This is a genomic window from Amycolatopsis sp. NPDC098790 (assembly GCF_044759945.1).
Classification (GTDB): Bacteria; Actinomycetota; Actinomycetes; order Mycobacteriales; family Pseudonocardiaceae; genus Amycolatopsis.
The window spans coordinates 122,799-143,205 of the sequence record NZ_JBIWAI010000008.1; the positions used below are offsets into that span (position 1 = coordinate 122,799).

17 protein-coding genes are annotated in these 20,407 nt (G+C 69.6%); 11 read left to right on the forward strand and 6 right to left on the reverse strand.

Annotation, left to right across the window (positions count from 1 at the left end):
• The first annotated feature begins 137 nt into the window (after positions 1–137).
• Complete coding sequence (locus tag ACIQWX_RS44140; protein WP_400884553.1) at positions 138–1,139, forward strand: LacI family DNA-binding transcriptional regulator; 1,002 nt, start codon at positions 138–140, stop codon at positions 1,137–1,139.
• 810 nt (positions 1,140–1,949) lie between these two features.
• On the opposite strand, the gene ACIQWX_RS44145 is transcribed toward ACIQWX_RS44140, so the two are convergent.
• Positions 1,950–3,101 (reverse strand): AAA family ATPase, encoded by a 1,152-nt coding sequence (locus ACIQWX_RS44145; RefSeq protein WP_400884555.1) that lies wholly within the window; start codon positions 3,099–3,101, stop codon positions 1,950–1,952.
• 186 nt (positions 3,102–3,287) lie between these two features.
• Between ACIQWX_RS44145 and ACIQWX_RS44150 the strand changes: the two genes are divergently transcribed.
• The 7 genes from ACIQWX_RS44150 to ACIQWX_RS44180 are packed head-to-tail and all read left to right on the forward strand — an operon-like array spanning position 3,288 to position 12,306.
• Complete coding sequence (locus tag ACIQWX_RS44150) at positions 3,288–5,279, forward strand: fibronectin type III domain-containing protein (protein ID WP_400884557.1); 1,992 nt, start codon at positions 3,288–3,290, stop codon at positions 5,277–5,279.
• On the forward strand, positions 5,254–6,144 hold the full coding sequence (locus ACIQWX_RS44155) for a carbohydrate ABC transporter permease (RefSeq protein WP_400884559.1): 891 nt from the start codon (positions 5,254–5,256) through the stop codon (positions 6,142–6,144). The genes ACIQWX_RS44150 and ACIQWX_RS44155 overlap by 26 nt, the downstream gene beginning before the upstream one ends.
• An 8-nt stretch (positions 6,145–6,152) precedes the next feature.
• Positions 6,153–7,031, forward strand: a complete 879-nt coding sequence (locus ACIQWX_RS44160; protein ID WP_400884561.1) for a carbohydrate ABC transporter permease — start codon at positions 6,153–6,155, stop codon at positions 7,029–7,031.
• Positions 7,028–9,295 (forward strand): glycosyl hydrolase family 95 catalytic domain-containing protein, encoded by a 2,268-nt coding sequence (locus tag ACIQWX_RS44165; RefSeq protein ID WP_400884564.1) that lies wholly within the window; start codon positions 7,028–7,030, stop codon positions 9,293–9,295. Before ACIQWX_RS44160 ends, ACIQWX_RS44165 begins: the two co-directional genes overlap by 4 nt.
• Positions 9,295–10,254: an acetylxylan esterase gene (locus ACIQWX_RS44170; RefSeq protein WP_400884566.1), complete on the forward strand. Its 960-nt coding sequence runs from the start codon at positions 9,295–9,297 to the stop codon at positions 10,252–10,254. The genes ACIQWX_RS44165 and ACIQWX_RS44170 overlap by 1 nt, the downstream gene beginning before the upstream one ends.
• Before the next feature lies 1 nt (position 10,255).
• A complete protein-coding gene (locus tag ACIQWX_RS44175) occupies positions 10,256–11,605 on the forward strand; it encodes an ABC transporter substrate-binding protein (RefSeq protein WP_400884569.1) in 1,350 nt (449 codons plus the stop codon).
• Positions 11,606–11,634: 29 nt separating this feature from the next.
• On the forward strand, positions 11,635–12,306 hold the full coding sequence (locus ACIQWX_RS44180) for a GntR family transcriptional regulator (RefSeq protein ID WP_400884572.1): 672 nt from the start codon (positions 11,635–11,637) through the stop codon (positions 12,304–12,306).
• Positions 12,307–12,373: 67 nt separating this feature from the next.
• Here ACIQWX_RS44180 and ACIQWX_RS44185 read toward each other — a convergent pair whose 3' ends face one another.
• Positions 12,374–12,928, reverse strand: a complete 555-nt coding sequence (locus ACIQWX_RS44185; protein ID WP_400884574.1) for a snapalysin family zinc-dependent metalloprotease — start codon at positions 12,926–12,928, stop codon at positions 12,374–12,376.
• A gap of 114 nt (positions 12,929–13,042) precedes the next feature.
• Positions 13,043–13,537, reverse strand: a complete 495-nt coding sequence (locus ACIQWX_RS44190) for a winged helix-turn-helix transcriptional regulator (protein ID WP_400884577.1) — start codon at positions 13,535–13,537, stop codon at positions 13,043–13,045.
• Positions 13,538–13,635: 98 nt separating this feature from the next.
• On the opposite strand from ACIQWX_RS44190, the gene ACIQWX_RS44195 reads away from it, so the two are divergent.
• The 3 genes from ACIQWX_RS44195 (at position 13,636) to ACIQWX_RS44205 (ending at position 16,307) form a co-directional block, all read left to right on the forward strand.
• Positions 13,636–14,337 (forward strand): SDR family oxidoreductase, encoded by a 702-nt coding sequence (locus tag ACIQWX_RS44195; RefSeq protein ID WP_400884580.1) that lies wholly within the window; start codon positions 13,636–13,638, stop codon positions 14,335–14,337.
• Between the two features lie 143 nt (positions 14,338–14,480).
• Positions 14,481–15,044, forward strand: coding sequence for a TetR/AcrR family transcriptional regulator (locus ACIQWX_RS44200; protein WP_400885335.1), 564 nt, complete (start codon positions 14,481–14,483; stop codon positions 15,042–15,044).
• Positions 15,045–15,143: 99 nt separating this feature from the next.
• Positions 15,144–16,307 carry a cytochrome P450 gene (locus ACIQWX_RS44205; RefSeq protein ID WP_400885337.1) on the forward strand — a complete coding sequence of 388 codons (1,164 nt, stop codon included), beginning with the start codon at positions 15,144–15,146 and terminating at the stop codon, positions 16,305–16,307.
• Positions 16,308–16,382: 75 nt separating this feature from the next.
• Here ACIQWX_RS44205 and ACIQWX_RS44210 read toward each other — a convergent pair whose 3' ends face one another.
• From ACIQWX_RS44210 to ACIQWX_RS44220, 3 genes are read right to left on the reverse strand one after another with little or no spacing between them, the layout of a single operon-like run.
• On the reverse strand, positions 16,383–17,264 hold the full coding sequence (locus tag ACIQWX_RS44210; protein WP_400884582.1) for a phosphotransferase family protein: 882 nt from the start codon (positions 17,262–17,264) through the stop codon (positions 16,383–16,385).
• Between the two features lie 16 nt (positions 17,265–17,280).
• Positions 17,281–18,072 carry a siderophore-interacting protein gene (locus ACIQWX_RS44215; RefSeq protein ID WP_400884584.1) on the reverse strand — a complete coding sequence of 264 codons (792 nt, stop codon included), beginning with the start codon at positions 18,070–18,072 and terminating at the stop codon, positions 17,281–17,283.
• Positions 18,069–20,342: an ATP-binding cassette domain-containing protein gene (locus ACIQWX_RS44220; RefSeq protein WP_400884587.1), complete on the reverse strand. Its 2,274-nt coding sequence runs from the start codon at positions 20,340–20,342 to the stop codon at positions 18,069–18,071. The genes ACIQWX_RS44215 and ACIQWX_RS44220 overlap by 4 nt, the downstream gene beginning before the upstream one ends.
• Between the last annotated feature and the right edge of the window lie 65 nt (positions 20,343–20,407).

Here is a 20,407-nt window from a genome sequence, read left to right on the forward strand (position 1 = left end):
GACGGTGGTGGCCCGCTCACCGGGGTGATCGGAGTCACCGCGGGAGCCTTGAGGTACTTTTTACATCGTTGGAACAACGTTGTAAACCGGCAAAATGTCGCTATGCTTCGTGCTCACCACCTGAGAAGGAGCCGCCCGTGACCGTGACGCTCAAGGACGTCGCCACGCTCGCCGGAGTGTCGGTGAAGACGGTGTCGAACGTGGTGAACGGCTACGCGTTCGTGAAGCCGGAAAACCGGCGGCGGGTCGAGGAGGCGCTGGCGGCGACGGGCTACCGGCCCAACGTCGGCGCGCGGAACCTGCGCCGCGGGCGCACGGGGTTCCTGGCGCTGATGGTGCCGGAGCTGTCGATCCCGTACTTCGGCGAGCTGGCCGGCCTGGTCATCACGGCAGCGCAGAAGCGCGGCTGGAGCGTCCTGATCGAGCAGACGCAGGGGACGCGCTCGAGGGAGCGCGAGACGCTGTCGTCGCTGGGGCCGCACCTGGTGGACGGGGCATTGGTGCACCCGGAAGCGTTGGAGGCGGCGGACTTCCCGTCGCCGGGGGAGATCCCGCTGGTGATGCTGGGCGAGCACGCGGTCGACGTGCCGATCGACCACGTGGCGATCGACAACGTCCTGGCGGCGCAGACGGCGGTGTCGCATTTGGCCTCGCTGGGCCGGACCCGGATCGCGGCCATCGGGCGGAATCCCGCGCGTGGAACGTCTTCGCAGCGGTTGGCGGGGTACCGAGCGGGTTTGACGGCGGCCGGCTTGTCCTATTCGGACAGTTTGGTGGCACCGGCGGAGAAGTGGCACCGCTCGGTGGGGGCGGCGGCCATGCGGTCGTTGCTGGCATCGGCATCGCCGCCGGACGCGGTGTTCTGCTTCAACGACCTGCTGGCGATCGGCGCGTTGCGTGCGGTGGCGGAGCTGGGGCTGCGGGTACCGGAGGACGTGGCGATCGTGGGGTTCGACAACAACGAGGAGAGCGCGTTTTCGCTGCCATCGTTGACGACGATCGCCCCGGACAAGGCAGCGCTGGCGGAGGCGGCGATCGAGCTGGTGCACCGGCGGATCACAGGGGACAAGGGGTTGCCGCCGCAGGACATCCAGACGCCGTTCGCGCTGGAGGTCAGGGAGAGCACGCAGGCCCGCTGACCCTCAGAAAGAAGCTGGGTGGTCATCCCGTCGCCTGAGGCCGCAAAAATCACTTTGAGCCAGGCCCGCAACCCACACGGTCACGCGCAGCGAAGTACGGAAGCTTGCGGGCCTGGCTCAAAGTGATAGGCCTCAATCAGGCGACGGGATGACCACCCAGCGACCCCATCGAGAAGGTGAGGGGACTGCGGGAGTGACCATCCCGGAGCCTGCCCGTCCGGCGAGGACATCTTTGCTTTTGCTTTTCGGCGTTCGGTGAGGACATTTGGCTTCTGGCGCCTTTTGGCTTCCGGCGAGGGCACTGTTGCTTGCGGTGAGGGCACCCTCTTGGTTGCGGTGAGGGCGCCTCTTGCTGCCGGTGAAAGAACTTTCGGCGTACGGAACCGGGTCCGACATCCCCCGCCCCTCCTCGCGGAGTGTTCAGTCGACGGTTGAGCTTGTCAAGGCGGGAAAGCGTGCCTTGACAAGCTCAACCGTCGACTGAAGTGCGGCGAGGATGAGGGGCGGGGGAGGTCTGGTGATCTCGTGGTCGGGTTGCGTTGCCGGCCGCCGGTGAGGCCGCACCTCGTGGTCGGCCTGCGTTGCCGGGCGCCGGTGGGGCCGCATGTCGTGGACGGTTGCGTTTCCGGCCGGCGGTCGAGCGCCGAACGCCGTGAACGGTTGCGTTGCCGGCCGCCGGTCGGACGCCGCACCTCGTGGTCGGTCTGCGTTGCCGGCTGCCGGCTGCCGGCGGTGGCTCCGGACGACATGAAAGGGTCATTCATGTCGTCAGATGACATGAATGACCCTCTCATGTCATCCCGATCCGGGTCAGCGCTTCGGCCAGTGCCAGCTTGGCCGGTCCAGCCTGCCCTGCCCCACCAGCTTCGTCTCCCCGCCCTCCTTCTCCAGCTCGAGCGCCCCCACCTCGGCGATTTCGGACAACGCCCGGATCAACAGCTGCGCATGCGACACGACCACCAGCTGCGTCTCCTTCGCCGCCGTCGCGATCAACGCCGCCAACGCTGGCAGCAGCTCCGGGTGCAGGGACGTCTCCGGCTCGTTCAGCACCAGCAACTCCGGTGGCCGGGGTGTCAGCAGCGCCGCCACCCAAAGCAAGAACCTCAACGTCCGGTCCGACAGCTCCGCCGCCGACAACGGCCTCAACAGACCGTGCTGGTGGAAGCGGACCGAGAGCACCTCGTCCTGGGACTCCACCGACACCCGTGATCCCGGGAACGCCGCGTCCACCACCGACTCCAGCTCGGCCGCGCGGCCCACCTCGATGATCGTCTGCAACGCCGATGCCAGGTCTGCGCCGTCGTGGGACAGCACGACCGTTCTCGTTCCCACTCGGGATTGGCGGGCCGGGGCTGCCGCGTCCGTGCGGAAGTGGTCGTAGAACCGCCACGACCTGATTCTCTCCCGGACCACCAGCAGCTCTGGGCACGCCCGAGGGTCCGCGAACTCACTCAACATGCTGTCCGACAGCCGGATCTTGAACGTCTCCGGACCCCAGCCGCCCGACTCCACCCGGGTGCGGACCGCCGGGCCCGCCCGGTCCGCCAGCAGGGCCGCCGGGCGAAAGACCGGTCCCGCCCACACCGCCTCCCGCTTGAACTCCGGGTCCAGGTTGAACATCGTTCGCCCCGGGACCGGCAGGCCTAGGTCCAGCGCATAGCCGAACTCGTCGCCCGCGAAGCCCAGCCGGAGGCCGACCGCCTTTGTGCGTACCGTGCCCTGGACCCGCGCGCCCGGGCGCGCGCCGTTCTCCGGGCCCGCCCACAGCGTTGACGGCAGACCTCCTTCGCGTGCCAGTGCCGGGACCGCGCCGTTGCGGGATGCGTCCGCCAGGAGCCGCAGCGCTCGGTACAGGCTCGACTTGCCGCTGCCGTTCGGGCCCGTCACCACCGTCAGGCCGGACAGCGGCAGCACCAGGTCGCGCAGCGAGCGGTAGTTCTCGACGGCCAGCGTGGTCAACATCCCTCGAACCTAGCCGCCGCCCCCGACAACCCCTGCATTCGTCCGATCTCTGTCCGGCGCAGCCGTTGACATTCGCGATCCCGAACAGCAAGAATCCTCAGTCGTCGATCCTATAGGATCTATGGTTCCGGTCAGACGGATCGTGGTCCTCCGATGTCTGACGAACCCGACCTCGAAGGAGTGGTCATGGCAGCACGCGGCAGACGGGCCCTCGGTGCCCTCGCCGGACTGACGGTGATCGCCGGCCTCCTCACGGCCCCCACGGCGGCAGCGGCCGAACAACAGCAACCGCCAGTAGCCCAGAAGCCCTACATGGGCTGGAGCAGCTGGAGCCTGGAGTCGACGAACTACCCGGGCGTCAACCCGACCGGCCCGGCCAGCTGGCTCACCGAGGCCCACGTCCTCCAGCAGGCCGACGTCCTCGCCGCGAAGTTCAAGCAGCACGGCTACACCTACGTCAACATCGACGCCGGCTGGTCGAACTCCTTCGACGCGAACGCGCGCCCGGTCGTCAACCCGACCACGTTCCCGGACGGCATGAAGTACGTCGCCGACTACGTCCACCGCAAGGGCCTGAAGCTCGGCTCGTACCTGGCCGTCGGGCTCGACCTCAAGGCCTACAACGACGGCAACTCGCCGATCGCGGGCACCACGGACTGCCACACCAAGGACCTCGTCTACCCCGACCTGCGCAAGACCAACGGCTGGGACTCCGCCTACAAGATCGACTTCACGAACCCGTGCGCCCAGTCCTACGTGGACTCCGTCGCGAAGTTGCTGGCGGGCTGGGGCGTCGACTTCCTCAAGCTCGACGGCGTCGGCCCGGGCTCCTTCAAGGGCGGCGACAACTACACCAACACCTCCGACGTCGAGGCGTGGCACAAGGCGATCGCCAAGACCGGCCGCCCGATGGAGTTCGTGATTTCCTGGGCGCTCAGCCACCGCCAGGTCGACGTCTGGAAGGCGAACACGAACGGCTGGCGCGTCGACACCGACGTCGAATGCTACTGCGACACGCTTGTCACCTGGGACAACTCGGTCAAGCAGCGCTGGAACGACGTCGTGCAGTGGATCCCCGACGCCGGCCCCGGGCACTGGAACAACCTCGACTCCGTCGACGTCGGCAGCGGCAAGATGGACGGCCTCACCGAAGCCGAGCGCCAGAGCTACATGACGCTGTGGGCCATCGAAGCCGCGCCGCTCTACATCGGCGACGACCTGACGCAGCTCGACGACTACGGCGTCAAGCTGCTCACCAACGACGAGGTCATCGCGGTCAACCAAGCCGGGATCCCGGCCAAGCCGGTGAGCCAGACGACCGACCAGCAGGTCTGGTACAACCGCAACGCCGACGGCAGCTACACGGTCGCGCTGTTCAACCTCGCCGCGACGCCGGCCCGCGTCACGGCGGACCTCGCGCAGCTCGGCATCACCGGCCCGGTCGAGATCCGGGACCTCTGGGCGCACAAGAACGTCGGCGCCACCGCCGCGGACCTGCCCGTGCACGGCTCCCGCCTGTTCAAGGTGACCCCGCGCGACCGCAACGCCCTTGCCGCGCCCGCCGTCGTCCACGGCACCGCGGCCACCGGCACCAGCGTCTCCCTCGCCTGGGACGCCTCGAAGGGCGCGCAGAACTACGACGTCTTCGCGGGAAACAAGAAGGTCGCCACGACCAGTGCCGCGAGCGCGACCGTCACCGGCCTCAAGCCCTCGACGAGCTACGACTTCACCGTCGTCGCCAACCAGCGCTACGGCCGTCCGTCCGCACCCAGCAAGAAGATCAGCGTCACCACGCCCGCGGCCGACGGGCCCAAGGCGTACGAAGCCGAGAACGGCAGCCCCCAAGGCGGTGCGACCGTCTACGACTGCAACTGCAGCAACGGCAAGAAGGTCGGGTACCTCGGCGGCAGCGGGTACGTCGTCCTGCCGACGGTCACCATCGCCAAGGCGGGCACCTACCTCATGCAGTTGTCCTATGTGGACGGCGACTCCAGCCGGACCGGCATCGTCACGGTGAACGGGACGTCGTTCCCGCTGCCGGTCGCCGGCAGCAACGACAACGACTGGAACACGCCGCAGACCGTCACCGTCCCGGTGTACCTGCGGGCCGGAGCGAACACCGTCCAGATCGGCAACCAGGCCGGTTACGTCTATGACGTCGACAAGATCACCGTCTAGGGGCCGGGACACGCCGATCGCGTGGCTGCTCGTCAGCCCCGCGCTCGGCGGGTTCGCGGTGTTCTTCGCCTACCCGACCCTGCGCGGGCTCTACCTCAGCTTCACCGAGTTCCACGTCCTGACCGACCCGCGCTGGATCGGCTTCGGCAACTTCGAACAGCTCGTGGGCGACGGCGAGTTCTGGCACTCGCTGTTCGTCACGATCTACTTCGTCGCGCTGTCGGTGGTGCTGGGCGTGCTGGTTTCGCTGGTGACGGCGGTGATCCTGCACCGGCTCGCCGTGTCGGCCACGATCCGCGGGCTGCTGATCCTGCCGTTCCTCATCTCCGGCGTGGTCACCGCGCTCGTCTGGTCGTGGATGCTCGACCCGCAGCTCGGCATCGTCAACATCCTCATCACGAAGCTCACCGGGGAACCGGTGCTGTTCTTCGGGTCGGGTGCCTGGGCGGTGCCGACGCTCGCGGGGCTCAACATCTGGAAGTCCATGGGCTACAACGCGGTGCTGATCTTCGCCGGGCTCCAGACCATTCCGTCCACTGTGTACGAAGCCGGGCGGATCGACGGCGCGAGCGAGCTGCAGATGTTCCGCCGGCTCACCGTGCCGCTGCTGCGGCCGATCCTGGTGATGGTCGTGGTGCTGACGGTGATCAGCTCGTTCCAGATCTTCGACATCGTCCAGGTGACGACCAAGGGCGGTCCGGCGAACGCGTCCAAGGTGCTGCAGATGTACATCTACGACAAGGCGTTCGGCCAGTTCGACTTCGGCTACGCCGCGACCATGTCGCTGGCCCTGTTCGTGCTGCTGGCCGCCGTCACCTTCGCCCAGCTGAAGATGGCTCGCGCCGGCGAGTCCGACACCAACTAGGAGGGACCGTGCGCCGGATCTCGCCGGGCCGGGTGGTCGCCTGGGCGTACCTCGGGCTCGTCCTGGTCGTCACGATCTTCCCGTTCTACTGGATCGTGCGGACCGCGCTGTCGAACAACTACGCACTGGCCACGGACCCGTCGTCGCCCGGCCCGGTGGGGTTCACGCTCGGCGCGTTCAAGCGCGCGCTCGGGCTGGCCTCGCCGGCCGAAGCGGCGGCGCAGGGCGGTTCGGCCGCGTCGATCGACCTGCTGCTGGCGCTGCGGAACTCGATCGTCTACGCGGTGCTGCTCACGATTTGCACGGTGTTCTTCTCCGCGCTGGCCGCGTTCGCGTTCTCGCGGCTGCGGTGGAAGGGCCGCAACGCCGTGTTCGCCGTGCTGCTCAGCGCGCTGATGGTGCCGCAGGTGCTGACGCTGCTGCCGAACTTCGTGCTGGTCAAGGACCTCGGCCTGCTCAACAGCTTCGGCGGGATGATCCTGCCGACGGCGTTCTTCTCGGCGTTCAACATCTTCTTCCTGCGCCAGTTCATGCTCGGGCTCAGCAACGAGATCGAGGAAGCCGCGATCATCGACGGCGCCGGCCCGCTGCGCGTCTGCTTCCGGATCGTCCTCCCGATGAGCGCCGCGCCGATCGCGACCCTCGCGCTGCTGACGTTCATCAACACCTGGAACGACTACCTGTGGCCGCTGCTGGTCACCAACGACGACGCCGTCCGCCCGCTCACCCTGGCGCTCGCGGTGTTCAAGCAGTCCTCGCCGCAGGCGGCGCTGGACTGGGCCGGCCTGATGGCCGCCACGCTCGTCGCCGCGCTGCCGATGCTGCTGCTCTTCGTGGTGTTCGGTCGCCGGCTGGTCAATTCCATCGGCTTCACGGGGTTGAAATGACGGATCTCCTGCTTTCCTGGCCGCACCCGGCGAACGACTGGACCGAGGCGATGCCGGTCGGCAACGGACGGCTCGGCGCGATGGTCTTCGGCGGCACCGGCCGCACGCGGGTCCAGGTCAACGACGCCACGGTCTGGTCCGGCACCCCGGACGGCCCGGCCGCCGCGCTGGCCGAGGTCGACGCCGGCCCGGCAAAGCTCGCCGAGGTGCGGGAAGCGGTGTTCGCGAAGGACTTCCGGCGGGCCGAAGACCTGCTGATGGGCTTCGAAGGGCGGTACAGCCAGGAGTTCCTGCCGTATGTCGACTTGTGGCTGACCCTGCCCGACGGCGTCTCGCACGGCCGGACGCTGAACCTGGACAACGGCGTCGCCACCGAACGGCTGACCATCGATGGCCACGACGTCGTGCGGACGACGTGGGTGAGCCGGCCCGCACAAGTTCTCTGTGTCGCGCTGTCCGGCCCGGTCGACGTCGATGTCGACGTGTCGACACGGCTGCGGGAAGTGTCGCGGGACGGCCTCGACCTGGGCATCGAGATCCCGATCGACGGCGCTCCCCGGCACGAGCCGCAGGTCGAGGAGCCGCTGCGGTACGGGACCGCCGAGGGGTACGACCCGTTCGGCGCCATCTCCGTCCGCGTAGCCCGGACCGAGACGAGCGTTCTGGTCGTGCTGGCCAGCTCGACCAGCGCGTACGACGCCTGGATCGGCGACCGCCAGCACACCCGCGACGAACACCGGCGGCGCGCGGCCGTCCTCGCCGAGCAGGCCGCCGCGGAAGGCGTCGAGGCTCTGCGGCGGGCGCACGAGGCCGATCTGCGGCCACTGCTCGCGGCAGCGAGCTTGAGGATCGGCGAACGCCGCGGCGGCACCCACGACGTCGGGGAACTGCTGTCCGGCCAAGACGAGCAGCTGACGGCGACCGTGCTCTTCCAGTACGGGCGCTACCTCCTGGCGAGCGCGTCCCGGCCCGGCGCGCCGCCGGCGAACCTGTCGGGGATCTGGAACGACGACCTGCGCCCGGCCTGGTCGTCGAACTACACGATCAACATCAACACCCAGATGAACTACTGGGCCGCCGAGACGACCGGGCTCGGCGAGTGCCACCAGCCGCTGTTCGAGCTGCTCGGCAAGCTCGCGGTCACCGGGGCCGCCGTCGCGCGCGAGCTGTACGGCGCCCGCGGCTGGGTCACCCACCACAACACCGACCCGTGGGGCTGGGCGCTGCCGCCGGGCATGGGGCACGGCAACCCGTCGTGGGCGCTGTGGCAAATGGGCGGCGCGTGGCTCGTCCAGCACGCCTGGGACCACTACGACTTCACCCGCGACCGCGCCTTCCTCGAGCGGACGGCGTGGCCGCTGCTGCGCGGCTGCGCCGAATTCTGCCTCGACTGGCTGGTCGAGCACGACGGCTTCCTCGGCACCTGCCCGTCGACGTCGCCGGAGAACCTGTTCCTTTCCGAAGCCGGGACGAAGGAGTCGCTGACGCATTCGGCGACCATGGACCTCGTCCTGATCCGTGCGGTGTTCGAGCGGAGTCTCGCGGCGATGGACGCCCTGGAAGTGCACGACCCGCTGTACGCCGAGATCGAGGCCGCGCTGCCGAGGCTGCGCCCGCTGCCCGTTCTTCCCGACGGGCGGCTGGGGGAGTGGGCCGAGGACCTGCCCGAAGAAGACCCGACGCACCGGCACCTGTCCCACCTCGTCGCGCTGTACCCGTTGGGGCAGTTGGACTCCCCGGAAGCGGCCCGCCGGGTCATGGACCGGCGCGGACCGGGCGCGATGGGCTGGTCGTGGGCGTGGAAGATCGCGCTGCGCGCGCGGCTCGGCGACGGCGAGGCCGCGCGGGAGCTGCTGAACGAAGCCACCCAGCCCTTGACCGGCGATCGCCACCGCGACGCCCCGGTCGACGGCTCCGAGTGGGGTGGCCTGCTGCCCAACCTGTTCAGCACGCACCCGCCGTTCCAGATCGACGGCAACTACGGCTTTCCGGCCGGGCTCGCGGAACTGGTTCTGCAGAGCCAAAACGACGTCGTCACGCTGCTGCCGGCGCTTCCCGCGGACTGGACTTCGGGGGAGGCGAGGGGGCTGCGGTGCCGTGGCGGGCTCGCGGCCGACGTCGAGTGGCGGGACGGTGAACTGCGGTACGCCGTCCTGCGGCGTCTGTCGGGCGACCCGGCCGAGCCGGTCCGGGTGCGCTACCGGGGCCGTGATACCGAGCTGCGGCTGCGGACCGGCGAATCGACCGTCCTGAAAGGACTGTGATGCTGACCGACCTCGGTCTCGACGCGTTGTGGGAATACCGCAGCTCGTATGAAGCACCAGAAGACTTCGACGAGTTCTGGGCGTCGACGCTGGCCGAAGCCCGTGACCACGACTCGGCTTTGTCGCTCACCCCGGTGGACACGCCCCTGTGCACCCTCGACGTGTTCGACGTGACCTTCGCCGGCTTCGGCGGGCATCCGCAGCGAGCGTGGCTGCGGCTGCCGCGTGGCGTCGAGGAGCCGTTGCCGGCGATCGTCCAGTTCCACGGCTACGGCGGCAGCCGGGGAAGCGCTCTCCAGGAGTTGCACTGGGCCTCGGCCGGGTACGCGCACCTGCAGGTCGACGTCCGCGGCCAAGGCGGGGTCACGCCCGACCCGGTGGGCAGCGGACCGGCCTACCCCGGCCACCTGACTCGCGGCATCGAAAGCCGCGAAACCTACGTCTACCGGCGGATCTTCACCGACGCGGTCCGCGCGGTCGACGCGGTCCGGGCGCTGGAGCGGGTCGACCCGGCCCGGGTGGCGGTGCTCGGCAACAGCCAAGGTGGCGGCATCGCGCTCGCCGCGGCGGGCCTGGTGCCGGACGTGGCGGCCCTGCACGCGCAGGCGCCGTTCCTGTGCGACTTTCGGCGTGCCAGTTTGGTCGGTGGCGAACGGCCCTACGTCGAACTGTCCCGGTACCTGGCCGACCACCGGGACGCGATCTCGCGGGTGTTCGAGGTGCTGTCCTATTTCGACGGGGTGGGATTCGCCGCCCGTGCCACGGCGCCGGCCTGGTTCAGCGCCGGGCTGATGGACGGGATCGTGCCACCGTCCACGGTGTTCGGCGCCTACCACGTCTACAAAGGACCGAAACAGCTCGGCGTCTGGGAGTACAACGGCCATGAAGCCGGTGGCGCCGACGACATCCAGGCAGTGCTCGAAGGATTCCGGACCATTCTGCACCCCCACGGGAGTTGACATGAAGATGCGCGTAGCGGCCGCCGGCCTGGTGGCCACGCTCGGGGCGTTGACGGCCGCCTGCGGTGGCGGCTCGGCGAGCGGAAGCGGGAACACCGTCAACTGGTGGACCTGGGACGACAAGCAGGCCGCGGCCTACCAGACGTGCGCGTCGGCGTTCGAGAAGGCGAACCCCGGCGCCACGGTGAAGATCACGCAGTACAACGTGGACGACTACTTCACCAAGCTCACCGCCGGGTTCGTCGGCGGCACCGCGCCGGACGCGTTCCAGAACAGCGTCCAGTACTTCCAGGCGTACGCGTCGCAGCACCAGCTGCTGCCGCTGGACGACTTGATCAGCCGGGACAAGTTCGATTTGAAGAAGTTCTCCGTCGGGGTCGACGCGTGGAAGTTCACCGACGGCAAGCAGTACGGCCTGCCGCTCGACTGGTCCGCGACCGGCCTCTACTACAACACCGACGCGATCACCAAAGCCGGCTACACTCCCGCCGACCTGGCGAAGCTGACGTGGAACCCCGACGACGGCGGCACGTTCGAGAAGGCCGCGGCTCATCTGTCCGTGGACAAGAACGGCGTCCGCGGCGACCAGCCCGGGTTCGACAAGGACCACGTCGCCACCTACGGCACCGGGCAACTGGCCTCGCGGGACTTCATCGGCGAATCCACGTGGAGCTCCTTCGCCATGACCACCGGCTGGCGGATGGCCGACAAGCAGTCGTGGCCGACGACGTTCACCTACGACGACCCGGTGTTCGCCAAGACCCTGAGCTGGGTGCGATCGCTGGCCGACCGCGGGTTCGCGCCGAAGATCGGCACGTTCACCACCGGCGGCCAGGCCACCATCAGCGACACCGACTTGCTCGGCTCGGGCAAGGTCGCGATGGAGACGGCGGGTTCGTGGACGGCGGGGACGTTCGCCAAGCTGCCCTTGAAGGTCGGCATCGCGCCGACCGTGCTCGGGCCGACGGGCAAGCGCGCGGTGCTGTCCAATTCGAACGGCAACAACATCTGGGCTGGTACGAAGAACCCCGATCTGACCTGGAAGTGGGTCTCCTACATGGGGTCGCCGGAGTGCCAGTCGGCGGCGGGCGCGTCCGGCACGTTCTTCCCATCGATCCCGGCGTCGATGGACGCGGCCGCCGCGGCCATGAAGGGCCAGGGCGTCGACCTTTCGGTGTTCACGTCGATGCTCAAGGACGGCACGCTGGTGCCCGCGGTCGTCTACGGCAACGGCGCGGCGTTGCAGGACGCGGAGCGGCCGCTGTTCGAGGCGTACTTCGCCCACCAGCGCGACGCCGACGTGTTCGCGGAGATGGCGGCGAAGAGCCGGACGGTGCTGGGCAAGCAGTAACCTGTAGTCACGACACGAGGGGAGCCAGGGTGGCCGCCGGACGAAGGCTCGAAGCCCTGCCGAGCAGGCAGGTGCTGGCCGACGGCGTCTACGAGCAGATCCGGGCGCTGATCATGAACGACGGCATCGAGCCCGGCGCGCGCGTCAACATCGACGAGATCGCGCGCGAACTGGGCGTGTCGGGCACGCCGGTGCGCGAGGCGCTGGCGCGGCTGGAGTCCGAGGAGCTGGTCAGCCGGCTGCCGCTGCGCGGGTACCGGGTGACGGAACTGCTCGACCGCAAGGAAGTCGACGACATGTACGCGCTGCGCCTGCTGCTGGAGCCGCCGTCCGCGGCCCTGGCGGCGGCGGCGATGTCGGACGCGAACGTGGCGCTGCTCGAAGCCGAGCTGGCGACGTGCCCGGCGGCGCCGGCGGAAGACGCGTACAGCGACTACAAGGCGTTGACGGCGCACGACCAGCGGCTGCACGAGCTGATCCTGCGGATGGCCGGCAACGCGGCGGTCGAGCAGGCGTTCGCGCGGACCCACTGCCACCTGCACTTCTTCCGGCTGAACTACAACCAGCCGTTCGGCGAGCAGACGATCACCGAGCACCGGGTGATCGTGGACGCTCTCGTCGCAGGCAACGCGGTCGCGGCCCGCAAGGCGATGACCGACCACCTGGAAGTGGCGCGGGATCGGCTGCTGTCCCGCCTCTGACCCGGTGCCAGTCGTCGTGAGTGGGAAACAGGGTTAGAACCCTGTTTCCCACTCACGACCGGGCGGGTCACTTGACGGGCATGGTCACTTCGTAGACGCGGGTCGGCGCCTTGCGCGCGCCGGCGAAACCGTTGGCCCACAGGAATTCCACCTGCGCGGACTCCTGCGCGTTCGGGTTCGCGTTGGTGCACGACGGGCCGGGGCCGCCACCCGACATCAGCTCCGAGCACGGACCTTCGTAGTGGTCCGGCAGGCCCAGCGCGTGGCCGGTCTCGTGGGCCGCGATGCGGGTCTGGTTGTACTGCTCGGCCTGCGTGTAGTCGATGAAGATCGTGCCGCTGCCGTGGCCGTCGGTCTGGGCGTACGAGCCGCGCGGGTCGTTGCCCTCGGTGTAGTGCAGCGACGCGCCCGAGGAGCTCTCCTGGAGCTTGACGTTCGACACCGCCGCGTTCCAGTTGGCGGCGCCCGCGTTGATGACGTCGCGGAAGCTCGGGGCGTCCGAAGTGTCGTAGTAGACGACCGTGGCCGCTTCCGGGGCCGCCATGGCGGGCGCGGCGGTCAGCGGGGTCGCGATCATCGCCAGTGCGACGGCGGCACCGGGCAGCAGGTACTTCCGGGACATCGGGACGACTCCTTGCCGTGGGGAATTTGCCGGGTTTGCGCGCGCTGGGTGTCGAACTTACAAACTCGCGCGGCTCTTGTGACCCGACTTTCGTACTGCAAGGAGAACGGTGATTTACCAACCGACAGGATCTGCCAGGGGGATTTCACCTTCGGACAGCCACGAGCCGCGCCACGTCAGATCGTCCCTGACCAGCGGTTTTCCGCACGCGTCGCACTTCTCGCCCGGCCGGGTCAGCTCGCCGCAGGCGCAGTGGACGAGCTGCATCGGGCCGTACGCGTTTTCCGACGAAGTGTGGGCGTCACCCCACGCGCCGAGCGCGTGCAGCACCGGCAGCGCGTCCGAGCCGGCCTTCGTGAGGCGGTACTCGTGCCGCGTCCGGCCGCCGTCGCGGTAGGGGAGCTTGGTCAGCAAGCCGCGCTCGACGAGCTTCGCCAGCCGCGTCGTCAGCACGTTGTCGGCGATGCCGAGCTGGGCGCGGAAGTCCTCGAACCGGGTGGTGCCCGCGGTCGCGTTGCGCAGGATCAGCAGCGTCCACGGCTCGGCGATGACGTCGGCGGCGCGGGCGATCGGGCAGGAGTTGTCCTCCCACGTGGTCCGGCGGCTCATGTGATTCCTCCTACCTGACTTGCTCCGAGCAAGTCTACGCCGTACAGTCGGCCGTAGCTAGCTTGCAACGAGCAAGCCAGGTGCGAGAGGAGCTCGTCATGGAGATCACGGGTGCGGTGGCGCTGGTCACCGGAGCCAACCGGGGGCTCGGCCGGCAGTTCGCCGCCGCTCTCCTGGCGCGTGGCGCGAAGAAGGTTTACGCCGCCGCGCGCAATCCGGAGTCCGTCGACCTGCCGGGCGTGGTGCCGATCCGCCTCGACGTCACGGATCCCGAGTCGATCCGGGAAGCCGCCGCTCAGGCCGGGGACGTCACGCTGCTGGTCAACAACGCCGGCTCGTCCACCGGGTCGTCGCTGCTCGGCGGGTCGCTCGACGACATCAAGCTGGAGATGGACACGCACTACTTCGGCACCCTCGCCGTGACGCGCGAGTTCGCGCCGATCCTCGAGCGCAACGGCGGCGGCGCGGTCCTCAACGTGCTGTCGGTGCTGTCGTGGTTCACCTCGCCGCAGGTCGCCGCGTACTCGGCGGCGAAGTCGGCGGCCTGGTCGCTGACCAACGCGCTGCGTCTGGAACTGGCGCCGCAGAAGACGCAGGTGACCGCGCTGCACGTCGGCTACATGGACACCGACATGGCCAAGCACGTGGACGGGCCGAAGATCGACCCGGCGGTCGTGGCGGGGCTCGCCCTCGACGGCGTCGAGCAGGGCCGCTTCGAGGTGCTCGCCGACGACGTCACCCGGAACGTCCGGGCCGGACTGTCCGGTGAACTCGCGGGGCTGTACCCGGCACTCGCCTGAGTTATCAATTTCCGACAATTCCGGGGTTCTCCGGGACCCCGGAACACGGGTGTCCCGGACCCGGGCGTATGAATGGCCGGGTGCCGGAGAACGTCGAAGCCGGAAACGGCCGAACGAGGAACCGCTGGGGCGAAGGCGAACGGCTGCGCGGGGAGATCCTGGCGGCGGCCGGGCGGTTGCTGGCCGAGCTCGGCGGGGAAGACGGGCTGACGATCCGCGGTGTGGCCCGCGCGGTCGGCATCGCCCCGGCCAGCATCTACCAGCATTTTTCCGACCGCGCGGAATTGGTGCGCGGGCTGCTCGACCACGAATACGCGCGGCTCGCGGAATCGATGCGCGCGGCCGAGGAGACGCTTGGCGAAACCGACGTCGTCGGCCGCGTCCGGGCGCAGATCCACGCGTACTGCACGTTCGCGATGGAGAACCCGGGCCATTACCGGCTGATGCTCGCGAACGGCGCGTCCCGCGCGGAGCCGGGCGGTCCGGCGGAAGGGCCGCTGCTGGCCGTGATCGACCGGCTGGCGGCGGGGTTCGAGAGGTGCGTCGAGGCGGGTCACGCGCTGCGGGTGACGCCGGGGCGCGCGGCGGCGGTGGTGTTCGTCGGCGCGCACGGGCGGGTGGCGTTGTTCCACAGCGTGCTCAACCGAACGGGGGCCGAGCTGGTGGAGCCGTTCGTCGACGAGCTCATCTCGCTGGTGTTCGCCTGATCGGCCCTGTGGCGAAGTTCCCGGAAGATGCTTAGCATAGCTATGTAAATTTCCGGCAGCTTCGGGAGGTATCCGGTGGACGGCGTGCCCGCGTTTCCGATGACCCGGCAGTGCCCCTTCGACCCGCCCGCCGAACTCGGCGAGCTGCCTCCGGTCTCGCGCGTCCGGCTGTGGAACGGCAGCACGCCGTGGCTGGTCAGGCGCTACGACGACGTCCGCGCGGTGCTGCGCGACTCGCGGGTCAGCGCCGACTCGGACCGGCCCGGTTATCCGCACCAGAGCGCGGCTTCGGCGGCCCGGCGGCAGCGCGCGAAGTCGTTCATCACGATGGACGGCGCCGAGCACGCGGCCCAGCGGCGCCTGCTGACCGGCGACTTCCTCGTCAAGAAGATGGAAGCCCTGCGGCCCGCCATCCAGAAGATCGTCGACGACCTGGTCGACGGCTTGCTGGCCGGCCCGAAGCCGGTCGACCTCGTGACGGCGTTCGCGTTGCCGGTGCCGTCGCTGGTGATCTGCGAGCTGCTCGGGGTGCCCTACGAGGACCGGGAGCTGTTCCAGGACATCACGAAGGTGATGGTGTCGACGACGGCGACGCCCGCGGAAGCGGTGCGGGCGACCGAAGAACTGCTGGCGTACCTCGGCGGCCTCGTCGAGCGGAAGGTCGCCGAGCCGGGTGACGACGTCTTGAGCAAGCTGGCGGTGTCCCAGTACGCGACCGGCCGCATGAGCGCGGAAGACGTCGCGTCGATGGGGCAGCTGCTGCTGGTGGCCGGCCACGAGACGACGGCGAACATGATCGCGCTCGGCACGGTGGCGTTGCTGGAGCACCCTTCGCAGCTCGAGCTGGTGCGCACCGGCGACGCGGACCTGCTGCGCCGCGCGGTCGAGGAACTGTTGCGCTACTTGAACATCACGCACACGGGCCGCCGCCGCGTGGCGGTCGAGGACATCGAGGTCGGCGGCGAATTGATCCGCGCGGGCGAAGGTCTCATCGCGGCGGGCGACGCGGCCAACCGCGACGCGGAGGTGTTCGCCGAGCCGGACCGCCTGGACGTGACGCGCGAGGCCCGCCACCACGTGGCCTTCGGGTACGGCGTGCACCAGTGCTTGGGGCAGACACTGGCCCGGGTGGAGCTGCAGGTGGTGTACGGGACGCTGTACCGGCGGATCCCGGGGCTGCGGCTCGCGGTGCCGGTGGAGGAACTGGCCTTCAAGGACGACATGCTGGTCTACGGGGTGCACTGCCTGCCGGTCACGTGGTGAAGACCATGCGGTGAATCCGGTCGGTGTCGTGGCCGGCCGACTCCCGCCAGGCGGGCCGGCGAGTTCGCGACGTCATCACACCGCGCGCTGCAGGGCGTCGACGTGGCGGCCGAGGCGGACCGAGAGGGACCTCGCGCGGTCGGGGTCGTCGTTCTTGCGGGGCACCATCTCCACCAGCATGATCAGGTCGAGGTACACCCGGTACAGCCCCACCCGCGCCCACACCGGCATGCCGAACCGCACCGGGCCGCCCGCGTCCCGGTAGCCCTCGAGCAGACCCGGGTCGAGGTCGCGAAACAGTCCCAGTGAGACGAACTCCGCCGCCGGGTCGCCCCAGAACGCGCGCTCGGCGTCGATGACGCCCGACAGGCGGCCGTCGTCGAGGAGGAGGTTGCCGTCCCACAGGTCGAAGTGGACCAGCATCGGCGTCTCGACCAGCTCCAGCAGCGGCTCGTGCCGGCGGACCAGGTGCGCGATCTCCGCCACCGGGCGCGGCAGGTGGACGCCGTAGCGGACGGCGTCGGCCAGGATCGCGTCCATCATCGCCGCGAACGCCTTCGGCCACGTCGGGTGCAGGGGCTCCTGCGGGTAGCCGAAACCTTCGCCGGTGACCGTGTGCAGCCCGGCCACGACCTCGCCCAGCTCCCGGTGCGGCCGCGGCCCGTCGGGCAGCTGCGACCACGGGACGCCCGGCAGCTCCGTCATCAGCAGGAACCCCGGCCCCGCCCCGACCACCGACGGCAGCGGGCCGGGGACCCGGCGGTAGTACTCCGCTTCCGTGGCCAGGAGGTCGTGTTCGTGGGAAAGCCCGGGTCCGGACGGCGCGATCTTGAGCACCAGCCGCCGCCCGTCGGCCAGCTCCAGGCGGATCGCCGTGTTGTACGTCCCGCCGCCGATGTCCTCGGCCGCCACCACCGAAGCCGGGTCGATGCCCGATGCCGTCAGTTCCGCGCGCACCCGCCCGAGTCTGCCACTAGCCGCCGAGTTTTTCGCGCGCGTCGGCGAGGTCCTCCGGCGTCGGCGCGTCGTCCTGGGTCAGCGCGCGGCGCCAGTAGCCGGTGAACTCGATGTCCGCCTTGTCGAGCCCTCGCTCGCCGACGAGGTGACGGCGCAAGGACCGCACCATCCCGGCTTCGCCCGCGAGCCACGCCGCCGACCCCGGCTTCAGCGAGGCGCCGCGCACGGCGTCGAGCAGTTTCGTACCGTGCGGTGCGCCGTCCCGGTGCAGCCAGTGGACGGGCAGCGGCTGCTCCTCGGCCGCGTCCGCGACTTCGACGAACGCCACGGCGTTGTCCACTTCGGACAGGATGGTCGCGATGGCGGGCACCGCGGTCTCGTCCCCGGCCACGAGCACTGTGTCCGCTGTGGACAGTGGGCGGCGGTACGCGGCGTCCGGACCGTACCGGCCGAGGACGTCACCCGGCGCCGCCGTCCGCGCCCACGCCGTCGCCGGGCCGTCGGTGTGCCCGGTGTGCAGCACGAACTCGACGTCGAGCGCGTCGCCGTCGCGCGAGCGGACCGTGTAGCTGCGCATCACCGGGCGCTCGTCCTCGGGGATCGCGAGGAACGCCTGGTACCAGCGCATGACGTCGCCGTCGTCCGGCGGCAGCCGGACGGGACGGCCCGGCGGCGGGAACAGGAGCTTGAGCTGCTGGTCGGGCCACGTCTCCAGCTCGCGCAACCCGGCGCCGGTGAACGTGACGCGCACGGTGCGCGGCGTCGGGCGCCGCACCGCCGTCACTTCGAGCAGACCCGTCGGCTTCACGGCTTCCCCAGGTATTCGCGCAGGTGGCGGGCCGTCAGCGTGGACGCGTTCTCGACGAGGGCCGCCGGTGTGCCCTCGAAGACGACCCGGCCGCCGTCGTGGCCGGCGCCGGGGCCGAGGTCGATCAGCCAGTCGGCGTGCGCCATCACGGCCTGGTGGTGCTCGATGACGATCACCGTGTTGCCGGCGTCGACGATCCGGTCGAGCAGCGCCAGCAACTGGTCGACGTCGGCGAGGTGCAGGCCGGTCGTCGGCTCGTCGAGGATGTACGTCGACCCCTTCTGCGACATCCGGATCGCCAGCTTGAGCCGCTGCCGCTCGCCGCCGGACAGCGTGGTCAGCGGCTGCCCGAGCGTCAGGTAGCCGAGGCCGACGTCGGCGAGGCGGTCGAGGACCGTCCGCGCGTTGCCGCCTGCGAAGAACTCGCGCGCCTCGGCCACGGACATCGCGAGGACCTCGCTGATGTTCTTGCCGCGCAACTCGAACGTGAGCACCTTGGGCGTGAACCGCTTGCCCTCGCACTCTTCGCAGGCCGACGCGACGCCGGCCATCATCGCCAGGTCCGTGTAGATGACGCCGAGCCCCTTGCAGTGCGGGCAGGCGCCTTCGGAGTTGGCGCTGAACAGGCTCGCCTTGACGCCGTTGGCCTTGGCGAACGCGGTGCGGATCGGGTCGAGCAGGCCGGTGTAGGTCGCCGGGTTGGAGCGCCGGGAGCCGCGGATCGCCGACTGGTCGACCACGACGACGTCGTCGCGGTGGGCCAGCGAACCGTGGATCAGCGACGACTTCCCGGAGCCCGCCACGCCGGTGACGACGGTCAGGACGCCGAGCGGGACGTCCACGCTCACGTCCCGCAGGTTGTGCAGCTTGGCGCCGGTGATGGACACGTGCCCGGTGGGCTTGCGGGGCCGCGCGCGCAAGGTGACGCGGTGGTCGAGGTGGCGGCCGGTGAGCGTGCCGGACGCGCGCAGGCCGTCGACGCTGCCGGTGTAGCAGAGCCGGCCGCCGTCGGTGCCCGCGCCGGGGCCGAGGTCGACGACGTGGTCGGCGATCCGGATCGTCTCCGGCTTGTGCTCGACGACCAGGATCGTGTTCCCCTTGTCCCGCAGGCACAACAGGAGGTTGTTCATCCGCTCGATGTCGTGCGGGTGCAGCCCGACGGTCGGCTCGTCGAAGACGTACGTGACGTCGGTGAGGCTGGATCCCAGGTGGCGCACCATCTTCACGCGCTGCGCCTCGCCGCCCGAGAGCGTCGCGGATTCGCGGTCGAGGGACAGGTAGCCGAGGCCGATCTCGACGAGCGAGTCGAGGGTGTCGCGCAGGTTGCCCAGCAGCGGCCGGATCGACGGTGCGTCGAGGCTCCGGACGAACTCGGCGAGGTCGCTGATCTGCATCGCGGCGCAGTCGGCGATGTTCTTGCCGTCGATCTTCGCCGACAGCGCGGCCTGGTTGAGCCGCGCGCCACCGCAGTCGCCGCAGGTCTTGAAGGTGGCCACCTTCTCGATGAACGCGCGCAGCTTCGGCTGCAGCGACTCGACGTCCTTGTGCAGGTAGAGCCGCCGGACCTTCACCGCGAGGCCCTCGTAGGTGACGTTGGTCTTGCCGACCTTCACCTTGCAGGAGTCCTTGTGCAGCAGGGCGTCGAGCTGCTCCGGCGTGAAGTCGCGGATCTTCGCGTCGGGGTCGTAGAAGCCGGAGGAGAGGTAGGTCTGCACGTACCAGGTGTCCGGCGTGAAGCCCGGCACCTGGATCGCGCCCTCGTGGAGGGAGAGGTCGAAGTCGAGCAGCGCGTTCACGTCGAGGTCGGACACGCGCCCGAGGCCCTCGCAGGCCGGGCACATGCCCTCGGGCAGGTTGAAGCTGAACGCGCCGGACGTGCCGACGTGCGGTTCGCCGAGCCGTGAGAAGGCGATCCGCAGCATTGCGTAGGCGTCGGTCGCGGTGCCGACCGTGGAGCGCGAGTTGGCGCCCATCCGCTCCTGGTCGACGACGATGGCCGCGCTGAGGTTCTCCAGCAGGTCGACGTCCGGGCGCGACAGGCTCGGCATGAACGACTGGAGGAAGGCGCTGTAGGTCTCGTTGATCAGCCGCTGGGACTCGGCCGCGATGGTGCCGAAGACCAGGGACGACTTGCCGGAGCCGGACACGCCCGTGAACACCGTGAGCCGGCGCTTCGGGATGTCCAGGTCGACGCCGGTCAGGTTGTTCTCCCGGGCCCCCCGGACCTCGATCACGTCGTGGGTGTCGGCGGCCCGCCTGGGTGAGGTCATGCTGTCCTTCTTGATACTTTAGGCTGTAAAGTGATTTCCGATCGTACAATACTTTAGGGTGTAAG

Coding starts and splice junctions, on each gene's coding strand:
- ACIQWX_RS44165 (WP_400884564.1), top strand. CDS start 7,028: ATGACGGATCTCCTGCTTTCCTGGCCGCACCCGGCGAACGACTGGACC.
- ACIQWX_RS44145 (WP_400884555.1), bottom strand. CDS start 3,101: ATGTTGACCACGCTGGCCGTCGAGAACTACCGCTCGCTGCGCGACCTG.
- ACIQWX_RS44185 (WP_400884574.1), bottom strand. CDS start 12,928: ATGTCCCGGAAGTACCTGCTGCCCGGTGCCGCCGTCGCACTGGCGATG.
- ACIQWX_RS44155 (WP_400884559.1), top strand. CDS start 5,254: ATGACGTCGACAAGATCACCGTCTAGGGGCCGGGACACGCCGATCGCG.
- ACIQWX_RS44150 (WP_400884557.1), top strand. CDS start 3,288: ATGGCAGCACGCGGCAGACGGGCCCTCGGTGCCCTCGCCGGACTGACG.
- ACIQWX_RS44170 (WP_400884566.1), top strand. CDS start 9,295: ATGCTGACCGACCTCGGTCTCGACGCGTTGTGGGAATACCGCAGCTCG.
- ACIQWX_RS44195 (WP_400884580.1), top strand. CDS start 13,636: ATGGAGATCACGGGTGCGGTGGCGCTGGTCACCGGAGCCAACCGGGGG.
- ACIQWX_RS44175 (WP_400884569.1), top strand. CDS start 10,256: ATGAAGATGCGCGTAGCGGCCGCCGGCCTGGTGGCCACGCTCGGGGCG.
- ACIQWX_RS44220 (WP_400884587.1), bottom strand. CDS start 20,342: ATGACCTCACCCAGGCGGGCCGCCGACACCCACGACGTGATCGAGGTC.
- ACIQWX_RS44190 (WP_400884577.1), bottom strand. CDS start 13,537: ATGAGCCGCCGGACCACGTGGGAGGACAACTCCTGCCCGATCGCCCGC.
- ACIQWX_RS44205 (WP_400885337.1), top strand. CDS start 15,144: ATGACCCGGCAGTGCCCCTTCGACCCGCCCGCCGAACTCGGCGAGCTG.